General features: G+C 40.9%; 6 protein-coding genes. 2 read left to right on the top strand and 4 right to left on the bottom strand.

What is annotated here, in order from left to right; translation table 11 throughout:
* Positions 1 to 517: peptidoglycan-binding domain-containing protein (locus tag N6H06_RS22910; RefSeq protein WP_263708071.1), on the top strand; the 517-nt coding region annotated here is incomplete at its 5' end.
* A gap of 23 nt (positions 518 to 540) precedes the next feature.
* Here the strand turns inward: N6H06_RS22910 and N6H06_RS22905 are convergent.
* From N6H06_RS22905 to N6H06_RS22890, 4 genes are all read right to left on the bottom strand, one after another.
* Positions 541 to 1,053, bottom strand: a complete 513-nt coding sequence (locus N6H06_RS22905) for a hypothetical protein (RefSeq protein WP_263708070.1) — start codon at positions 1,051 to 1,053, stop codon at positions 541 to 543.
* Positions 1,046 to 1,456 (bottom strand): hypothetical protein, encoded by a 411-nt coding sequence (locus N6H06_RS22900; protein WP_263708069.1) that lies wholly within the window; start codon positions 1,454 to 1,456, stop codon positions 1,046 to 1,048. Before N6H06_RS22900 ends, N6H06_RS22905 begins: the two co-directional genes overlap by 8 nt.
* 96 nt (positions 1,457 to 1,552) lie before the next feature.
* Positions 1,553 to 1,924: a YolD-like family protein gene (locus N6H06_RS22895; protein WP_263708068.1), complete on the bottom strand. Its 372-nt coding sequence runs from the start codon at positions 1,922 to 1,924 to the stop codon at positions 1,553 to 1,555.
* Between the two features lie 110 nt (positions 1,925 to 2,034).
* Complete coding sequence (locus tag N6H06_RS22890; protein WP_263708067.1) at positions 2,035 to 2,229, bottom strand: hypothetical protein; 195 nt, start codon at positions 2,227 to 2,229, stop codon at positions 2,035 to 2,037.
* Positions 2,230 to 2,879: 650 nt separating this feature from the next.
* Between N6H06_RS22890 and N6H06_RS22885 the strand changes: the two genes are divergently transcribed.
* Positions 2,880 to 3,270 (top strand): hypothetical protein (locus N6H06_RS22885; protein ID WP_263708066.1); only part of this gene is annotated, 391 nt, incomplete at its 3' end.

Raw genomic sequence — 3,270 nt, 5'->3', positions numbered from 1 at the left:
ATCAGACATTATTGGGCATAATGTTTTGGCATCTACAGCCTGCCCGGGCAAAAACTTCCGCATGACCGAGCTTAGGAATTTGGTGTCCGGCGGTAAAGTTTCTGAGCCGAAACCTTCAAATCCTACTTGTGATGCGTTTATTCGTAAAGTCCAAGAATGGTGCTGCAACTACGGTTACAAAGTTGTAGTAGACGGATTAAAAGGACCTAAGACTCACCAAGCTTTGGTAAAAGTTTATCAAAACGAACTAAACAAACAGTTTGGCGCTGGTTTGTCTGTGGATGGCATTCCGGGACCTAAAACATACGCGGCTGCTCGTAATGTCCGCAAAGGTGCTAAAGGCAACCTAACGCGTGTCGTGCAAGCTCTGTTATATCTAGCAGGCCACAATCCTGGGCCGTTTGATGGTCATTTCGGCGATGGAACCGAGAAGGCTGTACGGGCGTTCCAAAAAGCGAAGGGCTTGGGCGTTGATGGAATTGCCGGCAAAAATACGTGGAAGGCTTTGCTGCAATAAAAAAGGCCCCGTTTCGGCGGGGCTTACTTTAACACAAAAATTAACAGCGTAATCACGATAGCTAACATCGCTCCGAAAAGAGCAATATTACCCCAAAAGTTTTGGGTCTTCATCGTTTCAGTGTGTTTTGCGTGGTCGTCAAATTTCTGACTAAGCATTTCGAGCTTTTGATTTATCCGGTCTTCGCGTTCTTTGTTGTCTAATAAAAAGCGTTCCTCACGTTCTTTAGCATCTTGAGCAAATCGATTCATCTGCTCAACGAATCTGTCTTCCCGTTCTTTCACCGAATTAGAAATCCTTCGTTCGCTTTCTCTCAAGTCTTCCTTTAATTCGGAGTACCTGTCATATCCTTTATCTTCAGACATTGTATGCACCTCACTATCAATGTCTTTTTGATCTGGGTTAAAATCATTGGTCGCTGTGTTTGACCCTAATGTACCTGTTTCGTAAAAAACTGGGTTAGTGATCTTACCTCGTTTTCTCCCTGGCTCTTCATGGAAGTGAGCATAGACTATTTTTTTCTTATCCTTAGTCATGATCTTTCCTCTTCCTTACAATAAGTATAGCTTTGTTTTCGGTTATCATACCTTCTTTATCGATACATTTGATAATGAAGGAATAATTTCCTGGTTCAGGAAAATCGATGTTAACTATTTCTCCATGAAAAAAGCCATCAATATTTTCTTGGGAATCCGAATGATTAATTGGTTCATTATCAGTAATAAGTTCTTCAAAAGTCGTTTTTCCTTCAAGTTCAAATCGAGCACTTATCTTTAAAGGTTCTTGAGGGCTAACGTCCGATAAACCAAAGGCAAACTTAAATGAAGCCTTTCCAGGGAACGAACTAAACGACCTGGATGGTATTGGGCTTACAAGAGAAACCTCGCCGTTGTCGTATCGTACATCTTCGCATAGTAGGATAAAGTTAGCTACAACCATAAAAACACTCCTGTGATGTTCTGTCATCTATAGAATACAGTAAAAAACCTGGTTGAGCTAGTGAAAGAATCTGATTCCGTGGTATATCGGTGAATATTAAATACGCTGCACATCATAAATAACCCTCATGTCTATCCACTCGCGGACGCTATCATCAGATGGGCCATACTCAATGCGCACGCGTCTGTTTATGTCATCTACTTTGTATATGTAACATTCGCGGTCAATGTAATAGCCGTCATTCCAGTAGGTCAAACGGACGATTAATGTATGATTTAGCGCGTCCATGACAAATTCGCCGATTCCGTGCCATTGGTCGTCGTCAAGCTCCCCGTGCAGCTCGACTTTATTTTCTTCTTGTTGCAGCTTGAGCCACGCTTCTTTATGTTCCGGCAGCATCATCCTTCTTTCTTCCCACATGAGATTACCGCGCCAAAGCTGTGATTTTACATCATCCATGCTTTTCATAACAATCATCCTTTCGAGGGAACGTTCGTTTGTATTATATGCGAATGTGCGTTCTGTATTCTAGTGGTAATTTCGCCCAAAAGAAAAAGGCATATGCACTTGGCATAGCCTTAAAGTTGCTGGCGCCGCTCGGCAATCAATTGTTCTAGTTCGTCCAAATCTTCTTTTGTTGCGCGATTACGAATAAAGCTCCGAGCACTTGAACGGGCGCTAAGATAGCGGGCGCGGTCTTTGTTTTGCTCTTGCCAGCGCTTGTTACGCTCGGTTTGCGAAAGTGGCTTATGTGGCTTGTTAGGCTCGTCCACGTTTAAACACTCCTAGCTGATCTAAAATAAATAGCGTTACTCCAAGGGTGACAGCAATATCCAAGACAGGCTGTTTAAAAATAAACGAGGCCCACACGAGGATAAGCAGCAGGATATAGAGAGTTTTCTTTTTCATCGCTTATGCTGTATTATAGAGCTAAGGGAGGGGCATAGCCCCAAACCCTCATTTGTTATCGTCCGAGTCATTCTTCCTTAGCGCAACTACGATGCCAACCGTGGACGCTAGAGAGAAGATGATTCGGGCGATTTGCTCTATTGTGTCCAGCATTTGTTCACCTCCTTGTTATGTTCTAACCTTATTGTACTATTGATAGTACGAAAAGTCAAGAATTTTAATAAAAATAAAATGAAAATTTTTCTTTTTTAATACCTCTTTTACGAACATAAGTTCTATGCTATACTGACATCAGTAGGCAAATTTGCCCAATACAAAACTCATTCGCGGGCATAGGTAAGCGAATCAGCATAGTTTACGACGTATTTCGACAGTTTATTCGCTACATTTGTTGTACTATTTTCCCAATAGCGGATAAACAGAAATCGGGTTAATATTTAGAGAAAGTACTATTATTCTGACATTCAGTTACATAAAAATTAAAAATTTCAAAAATGTAACTAGGGGGGTAAATATGGTTGTAGCCAAAGCGACTATTGAATCAGCAGAATATCTATATCAAGTTGTAAAATCATATATGAACGAAAAAAAATTACAACAAATAGATGTGAGCAACTCTACAGGTATCCGAAAAGAGTACATATCGCGTTTTCTTTCTGCCAAAGGGAAAAATGATCTGGAATTTTCGACTGTACTTAACTTAATTCGATATTTGGCAGCGAGTGAGTATTTAGAGATTATGGACAATTACTGCTTGAAGTTGGAAAAGCCTTTAGGAATTATGAACGCTTTAGAGTACGCTTCCAATTACGAAAGGCATGATTTGACTAGCAATTTGCTAGCTCTTCACGCGGGGCATAAAAAAGGTGAGATACGCGAGTGGTTAGAGGTGTATGATCTTAACA

Origin of the sequence: Shouchella tritolerans (assembly GCF_025770735.1) — a bacterium.
GTDB classification, from domain to species: Bacteria; Bacillota; Bacilli; order Bacillales; family Bacillaceae_D; genus Shouchella; species Shouchella tritolerans.
This window is presented reverse-complemented; position numbering and strand designations above follow the sequence as displayed.